23 protein-coding genes are annotated in these 23,865 nt (G+C 73.7%); 13 read left to right on the forward strand and 10 right to left on the reverse strand.

The window, feature by feature from the left end; genetic code table 11:
- Positions 1–146 precede the first annotated feature (146 nt).
- Complete coding sequence (locus tag ACFYOV_RS10460; protein WP_389085356.1) at positions 147–1,766, forward strand: ABC-F family ATP-binding cassette domain-containing protein; 1,620 nt, start codon at positions 147–149, stop codon at positions 1,764–1,766.
- A gap of 51 nt (positions 1,767–1,817) precedes the next feature.
- Here the strand turns inward: ACFYOV_RS10460 and ACFYOV_RS10465 are convergent, their stop codons facing one another.
- Positions 1,818–2,972 (reverse strand): Vms1/Ankzf1 family peptidyl-tRNA hydrolase, encoded by a 1,155-nt coding sequence (locus ACFYOV_RS10465; RefSeq protein ID WP_389085359.1) that lies wholly within the window; start codon positions 2,970–2,972, stop codon positions 1,818–1,820.
- Positions 2,973–3,035: 63 nt separating this feature from the next.
- On the opposite strand from ACFYOV_RS10465, the gene ACFYOV_RS10470 reads away from it, so the two are divergent.
- A complete protein-coding gene (locus tag ACFYOV_RS10470; protein WP_389085361.1) occupies positions 3,036–3,323 on the forward strand; it encodes a DUF6158 family protein in 288 nt (95 codons plus the stop codon).
- A 166-nt stretch (positions 3,324–3,489) separates the two neighbouring features.
- Here the strand turns inward: ACFYOV_RS10470 and ACFYOV_RS10475 are convergent, their stop codons facing one another.
- The 3 genes from ACFYOV_RS10475 to ACFYOV_RS10485 are packed head-to-tail and all read right to left on the reverse strand — an operon-like array spanning position 3,490 to position 4,956.
- Positions 3,490–4,032: a type 1 glutamine amidotransferase domain-containing protein gene (locus ACFYOV_RS10475; protein ID WP_389085363.1), complete on the reverse strand. Its 543-nt coding sequence runs from the start codon at positions 4,030–4,032 to the stop codon at positions 3,490–3,492.
- 32 nt (positions 4,033–4,064) lie between these two features.
- Positions 4,065–4,499, reverse strand: coding sequence for a CBS domain-containing protein (locus ACFYOV_RS10480; protein ID WP_389085366.1), 435 nt, complete (start codon positions 4,497–4,499; stop codon positions 4,065–4,067).
- Between the two features lie 49 nt (positions 4,500–4,548).
- Positions 4,549–4,956, reverse strand: coding sequence for a DUF2795 domain-containing protein (locus tag ACFYOV_RS10485; RefSeq protein WP_389085368.1), 408 nt, complete (start codon positions 4,954–4,956; stop codon positions 4,549–4,551).
- A 158-nt stretch (positions 4,957–5,114) separates the two neighbouring features.
- On the opposite strand from ACFYOV_RS10485, the gene ACFYOV_RS10490 reads away from it, so the two are divergent.
- Positions 5,115–5,270 (forward strand): hypothetical protein, encoded by a 156-nt coding sequence (locus ACFYOV_RS10490; protein ID WP_389085370.1) that lies wholly within the window; start codon positions 5,115–5,117, stop codon positions 5,268–5,270.
- 539 nt (positions 5,271–5,809) lie between these two features.
- Here ACFYOV_RS10490 and ACFYOV_RS10495 read toward each other — a convergent pair.
- Entirely contained in the window at positions 5,810–7,627 is a 1,818-nt protein-coding gene (locus ACFYOV_RS10495; protein ID WP_389085373.1) for a thiamine pyrophosphate-requiring protein, read from the reverse strand.
- A 260-nt stretch (positions 7,628–7,887) separates the two neighbouring features.
- Between ACFYOV_RS10495 and ACFYOV_RS10500 the strand changes: the two genes are divergently transcribed.
- From ACFYOV_RS10500 to ACFYOV_RS10515, 4 genes are all read left to right on the forward strand, one after another.
- Positions 7,888–8,682 (forward strand): RNA polymerase sigma factor SigF, encoded by a 795-nt coding sequence (locus ACFYOV_RS10500; RefSeq protein ID WP_389085375.1) that lies wholly within the window; start codon positions 7,888–7,890, stop codon positions 8,680–8,682.
- Between the two features lie 214 nt (positions 8,683–8,896).
- Positions 8,897–10,111, forward strand: coding sequence for a hypothetical protein (locus ACFYOV_RS10505; RefSeq protein ID WP_389085377.1), 1,215 nt, complete (start codon positions 8,897–8,899; stop codon positions 10,109–10,111).
- Between the two features lie 317 nt (positions 10,112–10,428).
- Positions 10,429–11,676, forward strand: coding sequence for an aminotransferase class I/II-fold pyridoxal phosphate-dependent enzyme (locus ACFYOV_RS10510; protein ID WP_389085379.1), 1,248 nt, complete (start codon positions 10,429–10,431; stop codon positions 11,674–11,676).
- Positions 11,673–12,755 carry an MBL fold metallo-hydrolase gene (locus ACFYOV_RS10515; RefSeq protein ID WP_389085382.1) on the forward strand — a complete coding sequence of 361 codons (1,083 nt, stop codon included), beginning with the start codon at positions 11,673–11,675 and terminating at the stop codon, positions 12,753–12,755. The genes ACFYOV_RS10510 and ACFYOV_RS10515 overlap by 4 nt, the downstream gene beginning before the upstream one ends.
- A 57-nt stretch (positions 12,756–12,812) precedes the next feature.
- Here the strand turns inward: ACFYOV_RS10515 and ACFYOV_RS10520 are convergent, their stop codons facing one another.
- Both ACFYOV_RS10520 and ACFYOV_RS10525 read right to left on the reverse strand, forming a co-directional pair.
- A complete protein-coding gene (locus ACFYOV_RS10520) occupies positions 12,813–13,475 on the reverse strand; it encodes a DedA family protein (protein WP_389085653.1) in 663 nt (220 codons plus the stop codon).
- On the reverse strand, positions 13,475–14,248 hold the full coding sequence (locus tag ACFYOV_RS10525; RefSeq protein WP_389085384.1) for an MBL fold metallo-hydrolase: 774 nt from the start codon (positions 14,246–14,248) through the stop codon (positions 13,475–13,477). The genes ACFYOV_RS10520 and ACFYOV_RS10525 overlap by 1 nt, the downstream gene beginning before the upstream one ends.
- An 82-nt stretch (positions 14,249–14,330) precedes the next feature.
- Here ACFYOV_RS10525 and ACFYOV_RS10530 point away from each other — a divergent pair, with 82 nt between their 5' ends.
- The 5 genes from ACFYOV_RS10530 to dnaK all read left to right on the forward strand — a co-directional run bounded on the left by ACFYOV_RS10530 (position 14,331) and on the right by dnaK (position 20,437).
- Positions 14,331–14,732, forward strand: coding sequence for a hypothetical protein (locus ACFYOV_RS10530; protein WP_389085386.1), 402 nt, complete (start codon positions 14,331–14,333; stop codon positions 14,730–14,732).
- 164 nt (positions 14,733–14,896) lie between these two features.
- On the forward strand, positions 14,897–16,984 hold the full coding sequence (locus ACFYOV_RS10535) for a phage holin family protein (protein WP_389085388.1): 2,088 nt from the start codon (positions 14,897–14,899) through the stop codon (positions 16,982–16,984).
- 192 nt (positions 16,985–17,176) lie between these two features.
- Positions 17,177–17,605 carry an OsmC family peroxiredoxin gene (locus tag ACFYOV_RS10540; protein WP_389085391.1) on the forward strand — a complete coding sequence of 143 codons (429 nt, stop codon included), beginning with the start codon at positions 17,177–17,179 and terminating at the stop codon, positions 17,603–17,605.
- 83 nt (positions 17,606–17,688) lie between these two features.
- Complete coding sequence (locus ACFYOV_RS10545) at positions 17,689–18,432, forward strand: glycerophosphodiester phosphodiesterase family protein (protein ID WP_389085393.1); 744 nt, start codon at positions 17,689–17,691, stop codon at positions 18,430–18,432.
- A gap of 115 nt (positions 18,433–18,547) precedes the next feature.
- Complete coding sequence (dnaK, locus tag ACFYOV_RS10550; protein WP_389085395.1) at positions 18,548–20,437, forward strand: molecular chaperone DnaK; 1,890 nt, start codon at positions 18,548–18,550, stop codon at positions 20,435–20,437.
- A gap of 70 nt (positions 20,438–20,507) precedes the next feature.
- Here the strand turns inward: dnaK and ACFYOV_RS10555 are convergent, their stop codons facing one another.
- Together ACFYOV_RS10555 and ACFYOV_RS10560 are read right to left on the reverse strand one after the other, a co-directional pair.
- Positions 20,508–21,323 carry an SAM-dependent methyltransferase gene (locus ACFYOV_RS10555; protein WP_389085397.1) on the reverse strand — a complete coding sequence of 272 codons (816 nt, stop codon included), beginning with the start codon at positions 21,321–21,323 and terminating at the stop codon, positions 20,508–20,510.
- A gap of 118 nt (positions 21,324–21,441) precedes the next feature.
- A complete protein-coding gene (locus ACFYOV_RS10560; protein WP_389085399.1) occupies positions 21,442–22,305 on the reverse strand; it encodes a helix-turn-helix domain-containing protein in 864 nt (287 codons plus the stop codon).
- 230 nt (positions 22,306–22,535) lie between these two features.
- Here ACFYOV_RS10560 and ACFYOV_RS10565 point away from each other — a divergent pair, with 230 nt between their 5' ends.
- Positions 22,536–22,961 (forward strand): hypothetical protein, encoded by a 426-nt coding sequence (locus ACFYOV_RS10565; protein WP_389085402.1) that lies wholly within the window; start codon positions 22,536–22,538, stop codon positions 22,959–22,961.
- On the opposite strand, the gene ACFYOV_RS10570 is transcribed toward ACFYOV_RS10565, so the two are convergent.
- The gene (locus ACFYOV_RS10570; protein WP_389085405.1) at positions 22,943–23,764 is read right to left on the reverse strand and encodes a helix-turn-helix domain-containing protein; all 822 of its coding nucleotides are present in this window, start codon (positions 23,762–23,764) and stop codon (positions 22,943–22,945) included. The genes ACFYOV_RS10565 and ACFYOV_RS10570 overlap by 19 nt on opposite strands.
- Positions 23,765–23,865 lie beyond the last annotated feature (101 nt).

Genomic DNA, 23,865 nt, shown 5'->3' on the forward strand with positions numbered 1-23,865 from the left:
CGTGGGGACGACCGCCACGGTACGCCCATCAACCGCATTCTGAGACCGGTATCTCAGTCAGTGGACGATGTCTCGGGCGAAGGGCTTGACCGGAGCGCTCGAAAAACGTTTGCCGCCTGCGGCGATCACCCGGACAATCCGACCTCATGGGCCATCTGGAAGCAGCACACCTCGAGTACTACCTCCCCGACGGGAGGCCGCTGCTCGGCGATGTCTCCTTCCGTGTGGGGGAGGGGGCCGTGGTGGCCCTCGTCGGACCCAACGGAGCGGGCAAGACCACCCTGCTCCGCCTGCTGGCCGGGGAGCTCGCCCCGCACGGCGGGACGGTCACCGTCGGCGGCGGCCTGGGAGTGATGCGGCAGTTCGTGGGCTCCGTCCGGGACGAGACGACCGTGCGCGACCTGCTGGTGTCCGTGTCGCCGCCCCGCATCCGCGAGGCCGCCCGCGCCGTCGACGCCGCCGAGCACGCCATCATGACCGTCGACGACGAGGCCGCCCAGATGCGCTATGCGCAGGCACTCGCCGACTGGGCCGAGGCCCAGGGCTACGAGGCCGAGACGCTGTGGGACATCTGCACCACGACCGCGCTGGGCGTCCCCTACGAGCGTGCCCAGTGGCGGCAGGTGAGCACGCTGTCCGGTGGCGAGCAGAAGCGGCTGGTGCTCGAGGCGCTGCTGCGCGGCACCGACGAGGTCCTCCTGCTCGACGAGCCGGACAACTATCTCGACGTACCCGGCAAGCGCTGGCTGGAGGAGCGGCTCGCCGAGACCCGCAAGACCGTCCTGTTCGTCTCCCACGACCGGGAACTGCTCGCCCGCGCCGCCCAGCGGATCGTCTCCCTGGAACCCGGCCCCGCCGGGGCCGACGCCTGGGTGCACGGCGGCGGCTTCGCCACCTTCCACGACGCCCGGCGCGAGCGCTTCGCCCGCTTCGAGGAACTGCGCCGCCGCTGGGACGAGAAGCACGCCCAGCTGAAGAAGCTGGTCCTGACACTGCGTCAGGCGGCCGCGATCAGTCACGACATGGCCTCCCGCTACGCCGCCGCGCAGACCCGGCTGCGCAAGTTCGAGGAGGCCGGCCCGCCCCCGGAGCCGCCCCGCGAGCAGGACATCACCATGCGCCTGAAGGGCGGCCGCACCGGCGTACGGGCCATCACCTGCGAGAACCTCGAGCTGACCGGCCTGATGACCCCCTTCGACCTGGAGGTCTTCTACGGCGAACGGGTCGCCGTGCTCGGCTCCAACGGCTCCGGCAAGTCGCACTTCCTGCGCCTGCTCGCCGGTGACGACGTGGCCCACACGGGCCGGTGGCGGCTCGGCGCACGTGTCGTCCCCGGTCACTTCGCACAGACCCACGCGCACCCCGAACTGGCGGGCCGCACCCTCCTGGACATCCTGTGGGCGGACCACTCCCAGGACCGGGGCGCCGCCATGTCGAGGCTGCGCCGCTACGAACTGTCCCGGCAGGCGGAGCAGACCTTCGACCGCCTGTCCGGCGGCCAGCAGGCCCGCTTCCAGATCCTGCTGCTGGAACTCCAGGGTGTCACCGCGCTGCTGCTCGACGAGCCGACCGACAACCTCGACCTGGAATCGGCCGAAGCCCTCCAGGAGGGCCTGGAGGGCTTCGAGGGCACCGTCCTCGCGGTCACCCACGACCGCTGGTTCGCCCGCTCCTTCGACCGTTTCCTGGTCTTCGGCAGCGACGGCAGGGTCAGGGAGACACCGGAACCGGTGTGGGACGAACGCAGGGTGGAACGGGCCCGCTGACGGCCGGCGCACGGCACGGCGGACACCCGTCCCCTCCCGCGCGGCGGCGCGTCACTTCCAGCGCAGCAGCGCTCCGAGGCCGCCCACCGGCACCTCGTCGGCGGCACGAGCGGCACCGGGCGCGCCGACCTCCACCCGCACGGCCTCGTCCGCCTCCGGCGTCACCAGCAGCGCCGCCGCATCCGTGGCGACCGCGGACCGGATCAGCGCGTCGTCCGCGCGGGCCGACCAGGAGTTCTGCTCGCCGAGGATCTTCAGATCCGTACGCCGGACGGCCAGCTGATCGGGATCCTCGCCGATCCACACCTCACGGTGCGCGTCCGGCCCGTCCGGCCGGATCAGCAGTTCGTCGATCCGGTGCTCGCGCGCGGCCTCGACCAGTGCCGGCACACCCTCCACGGCCCCCGCGCGGCCCTCCTCGTCCGGGGCACGGGCGGCGAGGAACCGTTCGAGCTCCGCCGCGGCCCGGTCACGGACGTGCCGGCCGCGGGCCCGCTCCACATCCTCGTCGAGCAGCCGACTGCCCGCGCCGTGCGGCGCCTCGACCACGAGGGGGTGCAGCCGCTGCGGCAGCCGCTCGCGCACCGAACGCCGCTCGCGGTCCTCGCCCACGAGGATCAGCAGGTCGGCCCCGGTCTCCTCCTGGCACACGGCGAGCGCGTCGGCGATCTCGGCGGCGTTGTGCTCCCAGGTGTTCTCCACCCGCAGCTGGAAGTGCCGCTCGGACCAGTCGACGGAGCTCGTGCGGTGGATGGGCCACTGGCGCCCGGTGACACCGCCGGCGTCCCGGCTGACCAGCGCGCTGCGCAGCTCGAAGTCGGCGCCCTTGCGGTCGACGTAGGCGACGATGCACACCGGATCCTCGCTGGCCAGTTCCAGCAGCGGCGTGACCCGGGGCAGTGGCGCCCACTGGGCCCAGTCGCCCTGCGGGGCACGGGCCAGCGGCGGATCGAGCACCACCTCGCCGGCCCGGGCGAACAGGGCGCGGCCGTGCGGTTCGGAGGAGTGCCGCAGTTCCTCGATGGCGTTGCCCACCGCCCGGCAGGTGGCCTCGTCCGCGCCCTGCGCGGCCAGTTCCCGGGCCATCGCCCGGGCCGTGAGGTGCCGCTCGTGGGGCGTGTCCTCCGTGTGCCGGGAGGTGTCGACGTACACGGAGGCCCACGGCCCCGGATGTTCGTAGAGTGGTTGCAGGAATGCGAGATCCATGGCTCCCTCCCGGATGCCGCTCGGGGACGTGCGTGGTGCTGACCGGGCGGGTACCCGGACCGCATGAACGAACACGACGAGCGGGGCAACACCATGACCGGAGTCGAGCCGAGCCGCCTGGACGACCAACAGCTCATGAAGGAGCTGGAGACCATCCACCGCACGCGTCACGACACCCTGCTGTACGGCTCGAACGACGCGCTGCGGGCCCACAACGAGCGCATGGCGCAGCTGGAGGGCGAGTACCTGCGCCGCAACCCGCGCCGCCCGGTGGCCGCGGGCCGCACCCGCGAGGGCGCGAGGGAACGCGGCGGCGCCGGCACGACCACCCCCTCGACACCGGGCACCTGAGGACTCCCTCACCCCTTCACCCGTGCGGCACGCCCGGCGTACGCCCCCGCTCGGCACAGTGTCGGCGTCTGCCCGCCCAGTCTGCCCGCCCCCGCGGGACGGCAAGCGCGCACGGCCGGGGTCCGGCCTCCAGCGGGAGGCCGGACCCCGTGGCGGCGACGGGTCCTCAGCCCTTTGCCTGCCCGAACACCTCCAGGTACGTCTCGCAGAACGCCTTGAGATCGTCGGGCTTGCGGCTGGTGACCAGCTTGTTGGGCCCGTGGTCACAGATCTTCACCTGCTCGTCGACCCACGTGCCGCCCGCGTTGCGGATGTCCGTGCGCAGGCTCGGCCAGCTGGTCAGCTCCCGGCCGCGGACCACGTCCGCCTCGACGAGCGTCCAGGGCGCGTGGCAGATCGCGGCGACCGGCCTCCCCCGGTCGAAGAAGTCCCGTACGAACCCGACGGCCCTGTCGTCCATGCGCAGGAAATCGGGGTTGGCCACCCCACCCGGCAGCACCAGCCCGTCGAAGGAGCCGGCCGACGTCTCCCCGACGACCTCCTGCACGGGGAAGGTGTCCGCCTTGTCGAGGTGGTGGAACGCCTGGATGGTGCCCGACTTCGTGGAGACGAGCACCGGCTCGTGACCGGCGTCCACCGCCGCCTGCCACGGATCGGTCAGCTCCACCTGCTCCACGCCTTCGGGGGCCACCAGAAAAGCGATGCGCATGCTGCTGTGTCCTTTCCCTTCCGTCGTGCCTGTCAGGGCGCCGTGCCCGGGTCGTCCGGCTCGGCCCGGCTGATGTCGGCCAGCGCCGAGTCCGGGTCCTGCGCCTCCGCGAGATCGCCGAGGGTCACCATGCCGACCGGCAGCCCGTTCTCGACGACCGGCAGCCGGCGCACCGCGTGCCGGCGCATCAGCGCGACCGCCGTGGACACCGGGTCGTCCGGGCCGAGCGTCAGCGGATCCGGCGTGCAGACGGACCCGGCGCTCACCCCGAGCGGTTCGGCGCCCTCGGCGACCGCGCGGACCGTGATGTCGCGGTCGGTGAGCACGCCGACGATCCGCTGCCCGTCGGCCACCACCACGTCGCCGATGTTCTGCGAGCGCATGAGCTGCGCCGCCTCGACCAGCGAGGCGTCCGGACGCACGGCGACCACGCCCGGAGTCATCACGTCCTTGACGAACTCGGCCATGCCTGGGGCCTTCCCTCCGCTTCCCGGCCGGGCGCTGCCGACCGGCCGGTCACGCGTTCTCCCTCGGTCCGGTCGCGGTCTCCCGTGTCCGGGTCAGCGCCTCGGCCAGTTCCTGCACGTTGCCGTAGCGGGCCTGGTGCGGCAGCCGCTCCATTGCCTCGACGAGCGCGTCGGGCGCGTGCTGCCGGTTCAGCACGCGGATCAGCTCGCGCGGGCCGGCGGGGAACGCCCCGCGGCCCAGGATCCTGGCCAGCTCCAGTCGCACCGACTCCAGCGGCGTCGGCGCGCGGCTCGGCGTCACGGGACCGTGCGCCACCTCGGGGTCGTCCTCGGCGAACGGCTCCGGGTCGTGCCACTCCTCGGTGCGCGTGGGGTGCCCGGACCTGAGCAGACCCTGAAGTTCGTGCTTCATCTCGTCGTCGCGGTGGACACTCAGCCGGTCACTGCCTCGCTGCATGTCTCCCTCCAAGTCCATCGGGGGTCCGCACCGCGTACCCGTGGAGCGGAGGCCGACACGGGGTTGCGGCGGCGGATCCGCACCAGGCGGGTTTGCCCGCCGCACGACGGGAGACCCGGATCACACGCCCCCCACGCGCCTCCTGGAAAGGACTGGCCATGGTGGTGCTCGCCGTGCTCCTCCCGCTGGTCATGCTCGGCATGATCGTGATATTGGGCCGCTACGAGGAACTCCTCCTGCGCCGGCCCGTCGACCCCGACGCCGAGCACGCGGACCTGCCCCGCGTCCCGGCGGCACCCACACCGAGTTCCTGAGCGGCCCCGCGCTCCCCGGCTCCGCGGCACCGCGGCCGGCTCCCCGGCACCGCGGCCCGCCCCCCAGGGGCTCCCCGGCAGCGCGGCCCGCCCCGCCGCTCAGCCCGCGCTGGGCCGCCCACCCGATCCACCCACCGTGCGGGTCCGCTCGTCCGCGCCGTACGGTCGTCCTCCCGTACGGCCCGAACCGCCGGACACCGGCCGCCCGCGCCCCCTCACTCCCACCGCTCGGCGGTCGCGCGCCTCGTGCGACAGCGCCTCGCGCAGTCGCCGTCGTGCGCCCCGACAGCAGGGGGCAGGAACACCTCGGGCCGCCGACGCGACAGGCGCCACGTCAGGGAGCGCCGCCGAAAGCCGACGGTGCCGAGCAGCAGCCGCGTACCGCCGCCGGCAGCCGCGTACCGCCCCCGCTGCGGGTACGGTGACCGACCGGCGCGCGGTGTCCTCGCCGGACGGCTCCCCGTGGACCGCACCGCGCACCCCGGCATCGCCCCGGCGGCCGGTCGGCACCCACCCGGCGGTGGTACCGGTCCGCTGTGCTACCGGCGGGCCTTCTTCCCGCCGCCCTGCCGCCCGGCACCCGGCAGGAACTCCTGGACCTTCGCCTTGAAACCCTGTTTCAGCACCGAACCCCGGTCTGCGTCGCCCTTGACGACCGCGGACACGGTCGCCTCCATCTGCTCCCACGTCGAGTGCGGAGGGATCGGCGGCACGGCGGGGTCGGTCAGGAACTCGACCAGCGCGGGGCCGTCCGCGTCCAGGGCCGCGCGCCAGCCCGCCTCGACGTCCTCCGGCTTCTCCACCCGGATGCCGGTCAGCCCCAGCGACCGGGCGAACTCGGCGTACTGCACGTCGGGAAGCTTCTGCGAGGGCAGGAAGGACGGCGCGCCCTCCATGGCCCGCATCTCCCAGGTGACCTGGTTGAGGTCCTGGTTGTTCCACACGGCCACCACCAGCCGTGGATCGTCCCACTGGTGGCGGTACTTCGCCGCGGTGATCAGCTCCGCCATGCCGTTCATCTGCATCGCTCCGTCCCCGACCAGGGCGATCGCCGGCCGGTCCGGGTGGGCGAATTTCGCGCCGACGACGTACGGCACCCCACAGCCCATCGTGGCGAGCGTGCCCGACAGCGAGCCGCGCATCCCGGAGCGCATGGTCAGGTGCCGGGCGTACCAGTTGGCGGTGGAGCCGGAGTCGGAGGTGATGATCGCGTTGTCCGGCAGCAGCGGGTCCAGCGCGCGGGCCACGTACTCCGGGTTGATCGGGTCGGCCGACACCGCGGCCCGGCGCTCCATGATGTCCCGCCAGCGGACCACGTTGTCGCACACCGTGTCGTACCACTCCCGCCCGCGCCCGCCCTCGATCAGCGGGATCAGCCGCTCCAGGGTGGCCCTGGCGTCCCCGACCAGATTCACCTCGTACGGGTAGCGCATCCCGACCATGTGCGGATCGATGTCGATCTGCACGCCCCGCGCCTGGCCGAACTCCGGCAGGAACTGCGAGTACGGGAACGAGGAGCCGATGGTCAGCAGGGTGTCGCAGTCACGCATCAGCTCGTACGAGGGGCGCGTGCCCAGCAGGCCGATCGAGCCGGTCACGTAGGGGAGTTCGTCGCTCAGGACGTCCTTGCCCAGCAGCGCCTTCGCGACGCCCGCGCCGAGCAGCTCCGCGATCCGCTCCACCTCGGCACGCGCCCCGGCCGCGCCCTGGCCCACCAGGACCGCCACCTTGTCCCCGGCGTTCAGGATCTCCGCCGCACGGCGCACGGCGTCGTCCGACGGCACCGCCGTCCACGCGCTGCGGTCCAGACTGGACGGGACCATCTTGAACTCGTGCGTCGGCGGCGAGTAGTCCAGCTCCTGCACGTCTCCCGGGATGATGACCGCCGTCGGGCAGCGGCGCGCGTAGGCGGTGCGGATCGCCCGGTCCAGCACGTTCGGCAGCTGCTCCGGGACCGTCACCGTCTCCACGAAGTCGGAGGCGACGTCCTTGAACAGCGAGTGCAGGTCCACCTCCTGCTGGTAGGAGCCGCCCATCGCGGAGCGGTGGGTCTGACCGACGATCGCGAGGACGGGGACGTGGTCCAGCTTGGCGTCGTACAGGCCGTTGAGCAGGTGGATGGCCCCCGGACCCGAGGTGGCGGCGCACACTCCGAGCCGTCCGCCGAACTTGGCGTAGCCGACCGCCTGGAACGCGGACATCTCCTCGTGCCGGGACTGGATGAACACCGGCTCGTTGCCGGCCCGGCCCCACGCGGCGAGCAGGCCGTTGATGCCGTCACCGGGATAGCCGAAGACGTGCTCCACCCCCCATTCGCGCAGCCGGTGCAGAACCTGGTCGGCGACCTTGGTGCTCATGTACGACCTCCCGGACGTTCGGACACAGGACGTCGGACGCGTCGGACGCGGCCGGCCGTACGAGTGACCGGAGGAGTCCGCGGAAAACCTGCGCCGGAGGTTTGCGGTCGCGGCGCGGGGGCAGGCGGACAGGCAGTGCTTCGGACAGGAGGCACATCCGTGGGAGCGGCGTCCGCCGCCCACGGCGTGCCTGTCCCGAATCCCCGGTGCGCTCCCACGGTGACCGTCCATCCGGCACTCCGAGGGAGTTGCGAGGCACCATGCGCACCCGGACACGCGCGACAAACCATCCGCATGACGACGCACCCGACACCACCGCGGCCTTCCAGCGGCTCGCCGCGCTGCCCGCCGGACCCGAGCGCGACGCGCTCCGCGACGAGATCGTCGAGGCGTGGCTTCCCATGGCCGACCGCCTGGCCGGGCGCTTCCGCAGCCGCGGAGAGAGCCTCGAGGACCTGCGCCAGGTCGCCGCGCTCGGTCTGGTCAAGGCCGTCGACCGCTACGACCCCGGACTCGGCAACGCCTTCGAGAGCTATGCGGTGCCCACCGTCACCGGCGAGATCAAACGGCACTTCCGCGACCACATGTGGACCCTGCACGTGCCGCGCCGGGTCCAGGACCTGCGCAACCGTGTCAGGGTCGCCGACCAGGACCTCTCCCAGACCATCTCCGGCCGTCGGCCCACCGTGGCCGAGATCGCGGCGCACGCCGACCTCAGCGAGGAGGAGGTGCGGACCGGACAGGAGGCGCTGGAGAGCTTCACCGCGTTGTCCCTGGACGCCGAACGCCCCGGCAGCGAGGACGGCTACTCCCTCAGCGACGCCCTCGGCGGACCCGATCCGGCGCTGGACACCGTGGTCGACCGTGAGGCCGTGAAGGAACGCCTCGCCGCCCTGCCGGAACGCGAGCGGGCCATCCTCTACATGCGCTTCTTCGGCGACATGACTCAGAGCAGCATCGCCGAGGAGTTCGGCATCTCCCAGATGCACGTCTCCCGCCTGATCAGCCGCTGCTGCGGGAAGGTGCGGGAGCAGGTGATGCGGGACGCGCAATAGGGGGGCGACCGGCACCGGGCGCGGTCGGCCGCCCCGGTGCGGGCCGTTCACCCGGTCGGGTGTGCGGGTCGCGCGAATGGTGTGCGGCCGCGCGCGGGCGGGCGGTGGGCGGGCTGTGATGGCTGTGGGGCACGACCCCGTGCCCCGCCGATGTGGCCCGCGTCGACCTGGGGCCGCCCGCGTGCCCGGCCGTCGCTCGAAGGAGCCCCGCACCATGCGCCGCACCGCCCGTGCCCTGCCCCTCGCCGCCCTCGCCGGCACCGTCCTCGGCGTCCTGGCGCCGGCCGCCGCTCACGCGGTCCCGGCCGGCGCCCCGACCGTCGCCCCGGCCACCGGGCCCGGCACCGCCTCCCCGTCGCCCTGCCCTCCCGCCCATCAGTGGCCGGGGCATCAGCAGGGGAGTGCCGAGCCGAAGGAGGCTTGGGGTGGCGGCGAGGAGAGTGGGGGGACCGGGGCGGGAGCCGTGGAGAGGGAGGACTTTCCGGCAGCGGCCGCGGAGACGGGGAGCACGGAGGCGGAGGGCCTGGAGTCGGAGCACCTGGAGACGGGGGGTACCCAACCGCCACCCGTCGAGCCGGAGGCCGCCGAGCCGATGGGGACCGCGCCGGGCGGCCCGGAGGCGCAGAACGCCGCCCCCGGAGGAGCCGGGACGGAGGGCACCGAACCGGAATCCGCCGAGGGAGCGGGAAGCGGGACCTCGGGCGACCCGACGGGCGACGGGGCGAACGGCACGGAGCCGACGGCCCCGGAGCCGATGGCCCTGGAGCCGGAGGACGCCGCACAGGAGGACGCGACAGCGGAGGACGTCCCACAGGAGGGCGTCCCACAGGAGGGCGTCCCACAGGAGGGCGTCCCACAGGAGGGCGTTCCGCATGAGGGGGCCGTGCGGGAGGGCGCCGCACTCCAGGGCGCCCCACTCCAGGGCGCGACAGCGCAGGAGGCCGCTCCTGGGGGCGCTACCTCTGAGGGCGCTGCCTCCGATGGCGTCCCCCTGGTGGGTGCCGCAGCCGAGGGCGAGACACCGGAGGAGGCCGCAGCCGAGGGCGCTGCCTCCGATGGCGTCCCCCTGGTGGGTGCCGCACCCCAGGGCGAGACACCGGAGGAGACCGCAGCCGAGGGTGACATGCCCGAAGGCGCCGCACAGGAGGGCGCCACACCCGGGGACGTCGCACAGGAGGGCGCCGCACCCGGGGACGCCGCGCACGAGGGTGCCGCGCACGAGGGTGCCGCGCACGAGGGTGCCGCGCGCGACGTGAACGGCACGCACTGTGCCGGTGCGGCCGTCCAGAGGGGTGTCCACGCCGGCGAGGGCGGGGCCTTCACCGACTCCGTGCCCGCCCTGGTAGCCGGGGGTCTGCTGATCGCGGGCGCGTTCGGCGCCGCCGGTCACCGGCTGTACCGGAGCAGGAGCGGCCGCCCGGGCGGCTGACCGCTTCCGCCGTCTCCCCGGCGGCGGTAGCGCGTCGCGAGCCGAGAGCCGTACGACCGGGCCCGGCGCCCATGGCCGACCGGTGCCCCGGGTACTCGCCGGACCGAAGACGCGCCGGACCGTCGGACCGAGGGGCAGGCACCGGCGCCCACCGCCCCGGACACGGGTACCGGCGCCCACCGCCCCGGACACGGGTACCGGCGCCCACCGCCCGGACACCGGCACCCGGGCGTCCCAAGGAGTCCCTCGGGCACCGGCATCACCATCACCGGAGCGGGCAGAAGCACCACCACGCAACGGACTGCTCGGAGGGACACATGCGGCGGACGGACCCGGAAGGGCACGGACCCGTCCGCTTCGGGCCGGCGGTTCCGGAGGACGGGCTGCCGGTGCTGCCCGAACTGGCCGGCGTCCTCGCGGCCGCCGCGTCCCGTGCCGAGGCCGAGCCCGTCGGCGGTGGCAGCGCCCTGCTCGACGCCGCCTGCGGGTACGGCGACCGGCGCGGCCTGCCCGGCGCCCCCGACCGGGTGGCCGTCGCCCCCGGTGCCCCCGCCCTGCTGGTGGCGCTGACCGCCGCGGTCGGCGGCGACGTCCTGGTGCCCCGACCCTGCCCCGCCTGGTGGGCCCCGTACGCCCGCCTGCTCGGCCGGCCCGCGTTCCACGTGCCGACCCCGGCGGAGAGCGGCGGCGTCCCCGACCCGTACGCCCTGCTGGAGACCGTGCGCCGGGTCCGGGCCGAGGGCGGCGACCCGCGACTGCTGGTGCTGTCGGTCGCCGACGACCCCACCGCGACCGTCGCCCCGCCCGAACTGCTGCACGAGACCCTCGAGGCCGCGGTCGACGAGGGACTGCACCTCGTCAGCGACGAGACCTGGCGCGACACCCTGCACGCCCCGCACGACACCGTGCTCCTCAGCCCCGCCGAGATGCTGCCCGACCGGGTCACCGTGGTCACCGACCTGTCCGGTGCCCTGCTGCCGTCCGGCTGGCCCGCCGCGGTGGCCCGCTTCCCGGCGGGCCGGGGCGGAGCCGACCTGCACGCGCGCGTGCTCGACGCGCTCACCGCGCTCGACGCGCGCGTGGCCGCCCCCGTCGCCGCCGCGGCGGCGTACGCCCTCACCGAGCCGGAACCGGTCACCGCGCGCCTCGGAGCCGCCGTACGGCTGCACGCGCGCGTGGCGGCCGCCGCGCACGCCGCGGTGGTCGAAGCGGGCGCTCTCGCCCGGCCCCCGCAGGCCGGACGGCACCTGTACGTCGACCTGGTCCCGCTGGGTCCGGCGCTCGCCGCGCGGGGCGTCGGCGACGCCCAGGAACTGGAGGACTTCCTCACCGACCGGCTCGGTATGCCCGCGCCCGGCGGTCACCGCTTCGGCGACGACCTGGAGGCCCCGCGCGTGCGGCTGTCCACCGCGCCCCTGCTGGGCGGCTCGGCCGAGCAGCGCGCGGAATGCCTCGGTTCCCCCGCGCCGTTGGAACTGCCGCACGTGCAACGCGCGTTGAGCCACCTGAAGTCCGTATTCGACGATCTCCGTGACGACGCTCAGCGATGGGAGCCTCCTCGATGACGCAGCAGTCCGAGTCGACCACCGGCACCACCGCCCGGGACACCGGCGTCCCACCCGTCCCGTCCTCCGCCCTGGCCACCCCGTCCCCGCTCGCGCCCTTCCCGCCGCTCGCGGAGCCCCGCCCGCTCGCCGAGCGCCGGGTCTGGCCGCGCACCTTCCACGACCGGCTGACCGCACCGCTGCCCGGCCTGAAGGCCATCGCCCGCTTCGCCCGCGAGGGCGCCGTCCGACCCGGGCCGGAGGGTCTCGCCGACATCCCGCGGCTGCCCTACGCCCCCGGCCCGCTGCCCCGCGTCGACGCCCGTACGGTCGCCGTCACCTGGGCGGGGCACGCCAGTTGGGTCGTGCGCGTCGGCGGACTCACCGTGCTCACCGACCCGGTCTGGTCCCGCCGCATCCTCGGCACCCCGGCCCGCATCACCCCGGTCGGTGTCGCCTGGGGGGAACTGCCGCGCGTCGACGCGGTCGTCATCAGCCACAACCACTACGACCACCTCGACGCCCCCACGCTGCGCCGGCTCCCGCGCGACACCCCGGTGTTCGTGCCGGCCGGGCTCGGCGGCTGGTTCCACCGCCGCCGCTTCACCCGCGTCACCGAGCTGGACTGGTGGGAGGCGGCCGAACTGGACGGTGTCCGCTTCGACTTCGTCCCGGCCCACCACTGGTCCAAGCGCACCCTCACCGACACCTGCCGCTCCCTGTGGGGCGGCTGGGTGCTCACCGACCCCGACGGGCAGCGCGTCTACTTCGCCGGCGACACCGGTTACGGCCACTGGTTCTCCCGCATCGGCCGCCGCTACCCGGGAATCGACCTCGCGCTGCTGCCCATCGGCGCGTACGACCCGCGCTGGTGGCTGCGCGACGTCCACTGCGACCCGGAGGAGGCGGTGCGCGCCGCACGCGACCTGGGAGCGCGGCGGATGGCGCCCATGCACTGGGGGACGTTCGTCCTCTCCGCGGAACCGGTCCTCGAACCGCTCGCCCGCGTCCGGGCCGCCTGGCAGAAGGAGGGTCTGGACCGCGAGGACCTGTGGGACCTGCCGGTGGGCGGCTCCCGCGTCCTGGAACGGCACCCGTAGGAGCATCCGTCCCGCCGCGCCGGGACACCCGCGGCACCCGGCCCTCCCCCTACCCCGTCACCCCGTCGCCGTCCCCCGCACCCGCCGCCACACGCTCGGCGCCACGCTGATCAGCAGGGTCAGCGCGACCGCCGCGACCACGCCCTCCCAGGGCTCCTCGAACAGCGAACCGCCGAGGATCCCGATCAGCTGGTACGTCACCGCCCAGGCCAGGCATGCCGGGAAGTTCCCCCGGGCGAAGCGGCGCAGGGGCCACTTCGCCAGCAGGCAGGCGAGCATCACCGGCAGGCGCCCGGCCGGCATCAGCCGGGACAGCACCAGCACCGCCACCCCGTGACCGGCCAGTTTCTCCTGGGCCTGCGCCAGCCGGTCCTCCGGGGCACGGGCCCTGATCGCCTCCAGCCAGCGGGAGCCGTTCCTCGACCTCATCCCGCGCCGGCCCAGCCAGTACAGCGACATGTCACCGAGGAACGCGGCCAGCGACGCCGTAACGAACACCAGCGCCAGCGAGAACGGCGCCGTCTGGTGGAAGGCGACCACGGCCGCCGAGCTGACCAGTGCTCCCGTCGGCACGACCGGCACCAGGGCCCCGATCAGCACCAGCAGGAACAGCGAGGGATACCCGATCGCCTGCTGGGTGGCCTCCGGCGCCACGGTCGCCGGGACGGCCGCCGCCGACAGGGGCGCACCGGCCGCCTGGGCCAGGGCGGCGGACCGGATCACCGCGCGACCTCCAGGCGCACGCTCTCGCCGTGCCCGAGCCGGTGCACGGCCGCGTCGGGCACCAGCCCGGCCGCCAGCCTGACGAACTCGTCGCCCGGCGCGTGGAATTCGTGGGGGCGTACGGCGTCCATGCCGATCGGCCAGTACGTGCCGTAGTGCACCGGCACCGCGGTGCGCGCCCCCAGCCGCGCCAGCGCCTCGGCCGCGCGCCCCGCGTCCAGATGCCCCTCGCCGAGACACGGTCCCCAGCCGCCCACCGGCAGCAGCGCCACGTCGACCGGTCCCACCTCCTTGGCCATCGTGTCGAACAGCCCCGTGTCCCCGGCGAAGTACGTGCGCGCCTCACCCTCCAGGACATAGCCGAGCGCGGGGGAACGGTGCGGTCCCACCGGCAGCCGCCGCCCGTCGTGCCGCGCCGGGACGGCCCGTACGACCAGGCCGCCGACCGTCGTGACATCGCCCGGCGCCACCTCGTCCACTCGCAGATGAGTGAGCCGGCGCAGCCCCGGTACCGCGCGGCGCGCGCCCCGGGGCACGAGCAGGCGCGTGCCCGGGGCGAGCCGGGCCAGCGAGGGCACGTGCAGGTGGTCGGCGTGCAGATGGGAAACCAGCGCCAGGTCCGCGTACCGCGCCCCGGGCGGCGGCACGGCACCGCGCCGACGTCGCAGGTGCGCGAGCCGGCGCGCGAACAGGGGATCGGTGAGCACGCGGGTGTGCGAATCCTCGACGGTGCACGTCGCGTGACCCCACCACGTGATCTCCACCGGCACCTCTCCGCCTCCTTCGCGCGACTCCCCGAAGCCTACGGGCAGGAGTAGGGTCGGCGGCGAAACCGGAGGTGAGGGGGACGCCATGGGGCCGGTCCGGGTGACGGCGATCGCGAGTCTGACGCCGCTCGAGGAACTGGACGCCGACCCCTTCCTGGTGGACTCCCGCAGCCAGCACGCGATGTGCGCCCGCTGGGCCGCCGAGCGCGGCTACGTGGTGGCACGGGAACTGCTGGTACGGGGGCTGCGCCCGGACCACTGCGCGCTGTGGGACGAGGTCCGGCCCGGCGCGGACCTGTTCGTGGCGCCGAGCCGACGGGTGCTGGAGAGCGCGCTGTCCTCCGTGGAGGGGTTCATCGCCGAGTGCGCGCGGCGCGGGGTGCGCGTGGAGACGGTCGGCCGCGCCGAACCCTTTTACGACGCGGCGATGAAGGCCCGTGTCCACCGCCGCCTGTCCATGCCCACCGCGGGCTACGACGGCCGCTGAAGCCCGCGCTGCAGCCCCCCGGTTCGCGACCCGCCCGGCCACCGGGCCGGGCCCACGGTGGCCCCCGACCCGGCGCCACCTCCCGACCGGGGACGAAGCGGCTCTCCCGGCCGTTGTGACAGGGTGGCAGGCAGGTCCGGGGACGGCGGGCCGGGACGTGAGGTGTGCGGGGCGTGGGCGCAGGGCGTTGGCGGAAGGTGGCCAGTCAGGCCGGGCGGAGTGTCGCCGTGTGGGCGGTCTCCACCCTCACCATGCTGCTGCTCGCCGGGATACTCCCCGACTTCCGGCTGCGTTCCGCGGACGGTGACAGCGCCACCGACATCGCGGTGACCGCCGCGCTGGGCGCCGGTGCCTTCGGCCTGCTGTCGGCGCTCGTCTGGCCGCTGCTGGTGCGGCTGCTGCTGCTCGTACCGGCGCTCGTCCTCGGCCTGCTGGTGTTCTTCCTCAACGGCGCCCTGCTGTGGCTGGCACTGCGCCTCAACCCCGTCGAACGCGGCTCCGCCGACCCGGAGACCGCCGTCGTGGTCGCCGCCGTGATGTCCGCCGTCGCCTCCGCCACCGGCGCCGCGCTCACGGTGCGCGACGACGACGCCTACCGGCGCCGCCTCTACCGGCTCGCCGACCGCCGTCGACGCCGGGCCGCGCCGCCCTGCCCGGCCACCCCGGGCACCGTGTTCCTGCAACTCGACGGCGTCGGCCACGACGTCCTGCTGGAGGCGGTGAACAAGGGCCTGATGCCCACCGTCGCCCGCTGGCTCGGCACGGGCGACGGCTCCCGCCGTCCCACCCACCGGCTCACCCCCTGGCGCACCGACTGGTCCAGCCAGACCGGTGCGAGCCAGCTCGGCATCCTGCACGGCAGCAACCACGACGTGCCCGCCTTCCGCTGGTACGAGAAGGAGCGGCGGGAGGTGGTGGTGTGCAACCGCCCCACCAGCGCCGCCGAACTCCAGCGACGGGCCGTCGACCATGCCGGTCACGACGGGCTGCTCGCCGACGACGGCGCGAGCCGCGGCAACCTGTTCAGCGGGGGCGCCGGCGAGCAGGCCCTGGTGCTGTCCATCGCCGCCCGCCGCCGCAGTCGGGAGAACCGCTCCCGGGCGGGCTACTTCGCCTACTTCTCCGACCCCGCCAACGCCGTGCGCACCGCCCTGTCCTTCGTCGCCGAGGTGGGACGTGAGATCGGAGAGTCCACCCGGGCCCGGCTGGCCAAGCAGCGTCCGCGGGTCTCCCGCGGCGGGCTCTACCCGTTCGTACGGGCCTTCGCCACCGTCGTCGAACGGGACGTGGTGGTCGCCGCGGTGATGGGCGACCTGCTCGCCGGGCGGACCGCCGTCTACGCCGACCTGGTGGCCTACGACGAGGTGGCCCACCACTCCGGCCCCGCGAGCCGTGACGCGGAGAAGGTACTCGACCGCCTCGACCGCTCCCTCGCCCTGATCGAGAAGGTCACCGAGCACGCCCCGCGCCCGTACCGGATCGTCGTCCTGTCCGACCACGGGCAGAGCCCCGGCGAGACCTTCCGCGCCCGCTACGGCCTCACCCTCGGCGACCTGGTCCGGGCCGGCTGCGGGCTGCCCGTGCCGCGCCGGGCCGGGCACACCCACAGCGGCGCCGAGGCCCGCGCGGCGGTGCGCGCGGCCCTGCGCCGGCCGGTCGAGGAGGGAGCCGAGCACTACCGGCCGCAGCGCGGCTCCGAACCGGTCGTGCTGGCCTCGGGGAACCTGGGCCTGATCTCCTTCCCGGACGTTCCGCACCGGATGACCAAGGAGGAGATCGACGCCCGGCACCCCGCCCTGCTGCCGACCCTCGCCAACCACCCCGGCATCGGCTTCCTGCTGGTGGCCAGCGAACGGCACGGCGGGGTGGTCCTCGGCGCGTACGGCGCCGAGATCCCGCTGGACCGGCTCGACGAGAACCCGGGGCCGCTCGCCGCCTTCGGGCCGGGCGCCGCCGACGTGGTACGGCGCACCCACTCCTTCCCGCACACCGCCGACATCATGGTCAACTCCTTCCACGACCCCGCCGACGGCGAGGTCCTCGCCTTCGAGGAACAGATCGGTTCCCACGGCGGGCTCGGGGGCGCCCAGTCCCGCGCCTTCCTGCTGTCCCCGCTCGCGCTGTCCGCCCCGGTCGCCGACGGCGCGGACCTGGCCGGCGCCGAGCAGCTCCACCGCGTACTGCGCCGCTGGCTGGAGGAGTCGCGGAGCCCCGGCCTGCCGGCCCGCCCGCCCCGCGAACGCGCGGCCTGACCGCACGCCGCCGCGCGCGGGCGGGCACCGTCATCACCCCCGACCGCACACCGGAGTTCACCGAGCACGGGCCGGTCCTCCGGGTGAGCCGGGCCGTAGTGTGATCGGATGGGGCCGGGAACCCGGGCGAGCCGGGATTCCCGGGACGAGCACAGCCGGACTTGTAGCCGGACCTTTTCGAAAGGATGCGTCATGGCAGCCACGCGATCCGCACACACCGTGTGGGAAGGCAACCTGTTCAAGGGCAGCGGGGTCGTCACCTTCGACTCCTCCGGCAGCATCGGTGAACAGCCGGTCACCTGGGCGTCGCGTGCGGAGGAGGCGAACGGGAAGACCAGCCCCGAGGAGCTGATCGCCGCCGCGCACTCCAGCTGCTTCTCGATGGCCTTCTCCAACATCCTCGACAAGGCGGGCACCCCTCCGACCCGCCTGGTGACCTCCGCCGACGTCACCTTCCAGCCCGGTGAAGGCATCACCGGCATCCACCTCACCGTCGAGGGCACCGTGCCCGGCATGGACGAGGCGGCCTTCCTGGCCGCGGCGGAGGACGCCAAGGTCAACTGCCCGGTCAGCCAGGCCCTGAAGGCCACCGACATCACGCTGACCGCGAAGCTCGCCTGATCCGGTCCCGCCCCGCACGACCACCCGCAGGCCGTCCCGCCCGGGGCGGCCTGCGGCACGCCCGCCCCACGGGAGCCGACCCCATGCCGCCACGCCCCGCCGTCTCCGCCCACCAGGGCGGCAGCGAGCACGCCGCCCCCGCGACCCGGGAGGCGTACGAGGAAGCGCTGCGCTCCGGCGCGGAGTACGCCGAGTTCGACGTGCGGCGCACCGCCGACGGTGTCTTCGTCGTGCACCACGACGCCCGCGTCGGGGGAACCGGCCCGCTGGTGTCGACCCTCACCCACGCCGAGCTGAACCGGCGCACCCGGCGCCCGGTGCCGGTCGTGGAGGAGGTCATGGAGCTGATCGCCGGCAGGCTCGTCGGCCATCTGGACCTGAAGGAGACCGGCCACGAACGGGAGCTGATCGACCGGGCGATCGCCCTGCTCGGTGAGGACGGTTTCGTCTTCACCACCCTGGAGGACCGGTCCGTCGCGGACGTCACTGCGGCCTTTCCCGGGGTGCGCACCGTGCTGTCCCTCGGCCGGGACGCCGGGGACGTGGGCCGCGGCCGGCTGGCGCGGACCCGGCTGAGCGAACTGCTGCCCATGCGCCGGGTCCGCGCCTGCGGAGCCCACGGCGTCGCCGTCCACCACCGCCTGGCCAGGGCCACGGTGCTGCGCGAGGCGGCCCGCAACGGGCTGTTCACCATGGTGTGGACGGTCAACGAGGACCCGCTGATGCGGACCTTCCTCGCCGACCCACGGGTGGACGTCCTGATCACCGACCGTCCCGCACGGGCCGTCGCGCTGCGCGCCCACACGCGCCCGCGTCCCGGTCGCTGAACGAGCCCGAACTCATGGGTACTCATTGACAAGCACCCACTCAAGCTATTGACAACAGGCCGCTCAAGTTTTGTGCTGGAAGTCCGGAGAGGTGCCCTGACGGAAGGGGACAGCGATGGGACGTGCGGTCGGGATCGACCTGGGGACGACCAACTCGGTGGTGGCCGTGCTGGAGGGCGGCGAGCCCACGGTGATCGCCAACGCGGAGGGCGCGCGGACCACCCCCTCGGTGGTGGCCTTCGCCAAGAACGGTGAGGTGCTGGTCGGCGAGGTCGCCAAGCGACAGGCCGTGACGAACGTCGAGCGCACGGCCCGCTCGGTCAAGCGGCACATGGGCGACGCCCACTGGCGCTTCCCCGAGCACGGCTCCGTCGACGGCACCCGCTACCGGGCGCAGGAACTGTCCGCCCGGGTGCTCCAGAAGCTCAAGCGCGACGCGGAGTCGTACCTGGGCGAGGACGTCGGCGACGCGGTGATCACCGTGCCGGCGTACTTCGACGACAGCCAGCGGCAGGCCACCAAGGAGGCCGGTGAGATCGCGGGCCTGAAGGTCCTCAGGATCATCAACGAGCCGACGGCGGCGGCGCTCGCGTACGGGCTGGACAAGGAGAACGACCAGACGGTCCTGGTCTTCGACCTGGGCGGCGGCACCTTCGACGTTTCGCTGCTGGAGATGGGTGAGGGCGTCATCGAGGTGAAGGCCACCAACGGCGACACGCATCTCGGCGGCGACGACTGGGACCAGCGGGTCGTCGAGTACCTGGCCAAGCGCTTCAAGGGCCAGTACGGCATCGACCTGGCACAGGACAAGATGGCCGTGCAGCGGCTGCGCGAGGCGGCCGAGAAGGCGAAGATCGAACTGTCCTCGTCCAGCGAGACCACGATCAACCTGCCCTACATCACGGCCTCCGCCGAGGGGCCGCTCCACCTCGACGAGAAGCTCACCCGTGCCCAGTTCCAGGAACTCACCGAGGACCTGCTGGAGCGCTGCAAGAAGCCGTTCCACCAGGCGGTGAAGGACGCGGGCGTGCAGCTCTCCGCGATCGACCACGTCATCCTGGTCGGCGGCTCGACCCGGATGCCGGCCGTCACCGAGCTGGTGCGCGAACTCACCGGCAAGGACCCGCACAAGGGCGTCAACCCCGACGAGGTGGTGGCCGTCGGCGCCGCGCTCCAGGCGGGTGTCATCCGCGGCGACGTCAAGGACGTGCTCCTGCTCGACGTCACCCCGCTGTCCCTGGGCATCGAGACCAAGGGCGGCATCATGACCAAGCTGATCGAGCGCAACACGACCATCCCGACCCGGCGTTCGGAGATCTTCACCACGGCCACGGACAACCAGCCCTCCGTCGGCATCCAGGTCTACCAGGGCGAACGCGAGATCGCCGCGTACAACAAGAAGCTCGGCGTCTTCGACCTCACCGGCCTGCCGCCCGCGCCGCGCGGGGTCCCGCAGATCGAAGTGGCCTTCGACATCGACGCGAACGGCATCATGCACGTCTCCGCCAAGGACCTCGCGACCGGCCGCGAACAGAAGATGACCGTCACCGGAGGATCGGCGCTGCCCAAGGACGACATCGACCGCATGATGCGGGAGGCCGAGCAGTACGCCGAGGAGGACCGCAAGCGCCGCGAGGCCGCCGAGACCCGCAACCAGGCCGAGCAACTCGTGTACCAGACCGAGAAGTTCATCCGGGACAATGGTGACCGGGTGCCCGCCGACACACGGTCCGAGGTGGAGTCGGCGATCGCGGACCTCAAGCGGCTGCTGGAGCAGGACTCCACCGCCACGGCCGAATTGCGCACCGGCGTCGAGAAACTCGCCACGGTCAGCCAGAAGATGGGCCAGGCGATGTACGCGCAGGCCCAGACCCCACCGGCCGGGGGCGCGGGGGAGCACACCCCGCCGCACGAGGACGAGTCCGTGGTCGACGCGGAGATCGTCGACGACGAGGACACCGGGAGCGCCCGCAACGAGCGCGACCGCAGGGACGGGGCCGCCTGATCCCGCCCACGACCGGACGGCCGGTCCCCGCGCGGTGCCCCCGGCGGGCTCGTGGGGACCGGCCGCCGTCCTACGGCTTGCGGGCCACCCCCGCGTACACCGGGACGACACCCTCCGCCTGGGCCGCCACGTCCTCGGGCCCGGGGCGCCAGCCGTGCACCGGTATCACGCCCGGACCCAGCAGCTCGAGACCGGTGAAGAAGCGGGAGAACTCGGCCAGCGAACGGGGGTGGAACGGCGTTCCGCTGCGCCGGAAGTGCTCGGCCGCCTGCCCGACGCCCTCGGGACTGAGGTCCGGGCTGACCTGCGAGAGGATCAGGAAGCTGCCCGGGGCCAGCGCGGCGACGTAGCGCTCCACCAAGCCGTAGACGTCGTCGCCGCCGGGGTCGTCGTCCAGGTAGTGGGTCAGCGCGACCAGGGACAGGGCCACGGGCCGGTCGAAGTCCAGTGACTCGGCGGCCCGGCGCAGCAGCGTGTCGGCGTCCCGGACGTCGGCGTGCACGTACTGCGTGCTGCCCTCGGGCGTGCCCTGGAGGAGTGCCTCGGCGTGCCGCAGCACGATCGGGTCGTTGTCCGCATACACCACCTTCGACTCCGGGGCGACGCCCTGGGCCACCTGGTGCAGGTTGGGCTCGGTGGGGATACCGGTGCCGATGTCCAGGAACTGCCGGACACCGGCCTCGGCGGCGGTGCGCACGGCCCGGTGCATGAAACGACGGTTGGCGCGTGCGCCGCGCAGCACCGTGCCGTCCGTGGCGAGGATCCTCCGGGCCAGTTCCTCGTCCACCGGGTAGTTGTCCTTGCCGCCCAGCCACCAGTCGTAGACGCGGGCCGGGTGCGGCCGGCTGGTGTCGATGCGCGGCGGTGCGGCGTCGGATCCGGTCATGCGCTGTCTTCTCCCAGGTGCGAAGGCCCGCTGTGCGCGGTGCGTCACGGACGGTGTCGTACGGAAGACGCGGGAGTGGCCCCGCGGGTTGCCGTGCCGCACGGGGCGGCAGGGGCGGTCAGTGGTTCTCCCGGTGCTCCTGCAGCAACTTGCGGGTGCGTTCCTTGGAGGCGGCCCGGGCGGTCATGTGGTCGAGGACCTCCAGATGCGCCGAGACCTCCGTGCGGGAGTCCAGGTACAGGGCGCCGGTCAGGTACTCGGTGAACACCATGTCCGGCAACTCCGGCTCGGCGAACCGGAACAGCGAGAACGGTGCGTACGTCCCCGGGTGCGGGCCGTCGGCGAACTCGGCGACCTGGAGCGTGATCCGGTCCCGCTCGGCGAACTCCAGGAGCTTGTCGAGCTGGTCGCGCATGACCCTGCCGTCGACGCTCACCGGCCGCCGGAGCACCGTCTCGTCCATGATCACCCACAGGTGGGGCGGGTTGCGGCGCCCCAGCAGCCGCTGGCGCTCCATGCGCAGCGACACGTGCCGTTCGACCGTCCCCGGGCCCGCGGTGCCGATCGTCCCGGCCTCCAGGACCGCGCGTGCGTAGTCCTCGGTCTGGAGCAGACCCGGCACGAAATGCGGCTCGTAGCTGCGGATGATCCGGGCGGCGCCCTCCAGGCTCACGTACAGGCTGAACCACTCCGGCATCACGTCGTGGAAGCGCTGCCACCAGCCCGGCCGGTTCGCCTCCTCGGCGAGCTCCACGAACGCGGTCACCTCGGCGTCGGGCACGCCGTACGCGGTCAGCAGGATCTGCACGTACGGGATCTTCAGCGCGACCTCGGCCGTCTCCATGCGGCGCACGGTCGTCGGCGCCACCCGTAGCACCCGGGCGGCCTCCTCACGCCCGAGACCGGCGGCCTCCCGCAGCTCCTGCAACCGCCGTCCCAGGACCACCTGTCCCACGGTCGGTGCGGCCCGCCGCTCACTCACGCCCCGCCTCCCCAACCTGCCCAGGCATGCGCTCAGTGTGTCACGTTCCCCCGGCACTCTCACGAGTCACCGAGGATTTCCCTGCCCGTGGCACCCGGCATTACCCCACGGGTAATCGACCCGCCCCGCCCCGCACGGCATCGTGGAGGACGTCGGGTTCCGGGGCGGCGCACTCCGCTCCGGGGCCCGGCCCCATCGCCGCAACCGATCCCGACGGAGGGTGACTCATCATGTCCGCGACCCAGCTTGCCGCGCTCGCCCGTACCTCCGAGCCCCAGTCGATGCTGCGCCGCTTCCTGGCCCTCGACGCGGCGGTGACCGGCGCCAACGCGCTCGCGTACCTCGCCCTGTCCGGTCCGCTCGGCCGGTTCCTCGGGGTCGGCTCCGGCCTGCTGCTCGGGCTCGGCGCCTTCCTCGCCGTGTACACGGCCGGCGTCGCCCTGCTGGCCTCCCGGCCGCACCCGCCCACCCTCGGCGTGCGGGCGGTCGTGGAGGCCAACCTCGCCTGGTCGGCGGTGAGTTTCGCCGCGCTCGCCCTGTGGCTCACGCCGAGCACGGCCGGCGCGGTCTGGACGGTGCTTCAGGCACTCACCGTGGCCGGTTTCGCCCTGCTCCAGCACATGTCGCTGAAGGAGCGTCAGCTCACCAGCGAGTGAAGGTACTTGGCCGTCGCCGGGTCCGCCGGGAGCAGCGTCTCGATGGCGAGCTCGGCGACGGTCACGTCCATGGGCGTGTTGAACGTGGAGATCGACGAGACGAAGGACAGCATCCGCCCCTCGTGCTCGATCCGCAGCGGCAGCGCGAAGTACGGTACGGGCTCGGCGGGTTCCTCCCCGGGCCCCCCGTCCGTCTCCGGCACCGGATATGCCGCCACCTCCTCGTACAGCGCCCGTAGCGGTGCGGAGCGGTGGAGCGCGATCTGCCGTTCCATCTGCGCCAGCAGATGCCCCCGCCACTCGCGCAGATTGCGGATGCGCGGCGCCAGCCCCTGCGGGTGCAGCGTGAGCCGCATCGCGTTCAGCGGCGGCTCCAGCAGCGACTCCGGGACGCCCTCCAGCAGCATCGTGACGCCCCGGTTCGCGGCCACGACGTCGTACATCGCGTCCACCACCAGCGCCGGGTAGGGCTCGTAGCCCCCGATGAGCCGCTCGATCCCCTCGCGCAGCGCGCCCAGCGCCGGGTCGTCCAGCGGCGTCTCGGGGAACCGGGGCGCGTAACCGGCGGCCAGCAGCAGCGCGTTGCGCTCCCGCACGGGGATGTCCAGGTGCTCGGCCAGCCGCAGCACCATCTCCTCGCTGGGCCGGGAACGGCCGGTCTCGACGAAGCTGATGTGGCGGGCCGAGGAGTCGGCGCGCAGGGCAAGCTCCAGCTGGCTGACGCGGCGCTGCTCCCGCCAGGCCCGCAGCAGCTTGCCCACGCCCCCGGTGGTGGAGGTGCTACCGGTCGTGACAGTGCTCATGCCGGGACCGTAACCGAGATACGGCCGTACCGGGGACCCCGTCGGCCGTCGACCGGGGCCACGGCGGCCCCCTGTGGCAGGCTGAGCGACGAGCCCGCACC

The organism is Streptomyces sp. NPDC005931 (genome assembly GCF_042871235.1).
GTDB lineage: Bacteria > Actinomycetota > Actinomycetes > Streptomycetales > Streptomycetaceae > Streptomyces.